The 1,030-nt window shown below is 68.3% G+C and carries 1 protein-coding gene; it reads right to left on the reverse strand.

All coding sequences use genetic code 11. The annotated features are described in order from the left end of the window. Positions 1-946, reverse strand: a 946-nt coding sequence (locus AB4099_RS35200; RefSeq protein WP_441481506.1) for an IS481 family transposase, incomplete at its 3' end; no start/stop codon positions are given. Positions 947-1,030 lie beyond the last annotated feature (84 nt).

The following is a 1,030-nucleotide window of genomic DNA, read 5'->3' on the forward strand; positions in this document are numbered from 1 at the left end:
TGTGGAGCGTCAACAGGTTGTCCTCGCCGAGAGCGAGTCTGCTGATGGGTGTATTGGCCTGGATGCCGCCATGGGGGCGATGCCAGTTGTAGTGATGGAGCCAGCGCGGCAGCTCTTCGGCTCTGCGATCTGAGTGGGGATAGGGTCTGGCATAGGCCCATTCGCGGAGCGCCGTCTGGATGAAGCGTTCAGCCTTGCCGTTGGTCCTGGGGGTGTAGGGCCTGGTCCTGATCTGGCGCAGGCCGAGGTCGCGGCAGGCGTGGCGGAAGGCATGGGCTTTGTAGCAGGGGCCGTTGTCGGTCATGACGCGCGCGACGGTGACGCCGAGGCCTTTGTAATAGGCGACGGCGGCCCTGAGGAAGGCGACCGCGCTGAGCGCCGTCTCGTCCGGCTTGATCTCGACGAAGGCGAGCCGGGAGGCATCGTCGATGCAGACATGGGCGAACTCCCAGCCCGCCCCGACGCTGCGGCCGGCGCTGCGATCCCCGGTGACGCGATGCCCCGGCTCTCGGAACCGGTTGAGCTTCTTGATGTCGAGATGGATCAGTTCGCCTGGGCGGGCGCGCTCGTAGCGGCGCGCCGGCTCGGCCGGGTCGAGGTCGCGCATCCGGCTCAGCCGCGCTCGTCGCAGGATCCGGCTCACGGTGGCCGGCGAGACCTCAGCCTGCCTGGCGATGGCCTGGCCGCTCAGCCGCTGGCGCCGCAGCGCGATGATCTGCTCGACCTGGCCTGCAGGCGTCGGGCGATGCAGCCGGTGCGGACGCGACGAGCGGTCCGTCAGCCCCGCCATGCCCTCGGCGGCGAAGCGGGCAATCCATTTATGGACGGTCTTGAGGCTGACGCCGGCCGCCCTGGCGATCACGCGAGAGGCCGTGCCTGCCGCCGCCATGCGCACGATCCGCTCTCGACCCAGCGGCGTCAGCCGGGCATTCTTGTGGATGTTCATCCGGTTCCTCCCCGAGGGCTCTGAAGCTTCGCAACCTCAGCTTCCTCGCTCGGGACCGGATGGACAACCTATTGAGAGCTCACA

It is taken from the genome of Allobosea sp. 2KB_26, assembly GCF_052115715.1.
In the GTDB taxonomy this organism is placed as follows: domain Bacteria; phylum Pseudomonadota; class Alphaproteobacteria; order Rhizobiales; family Beijerinckiaceae; genus Allobosea.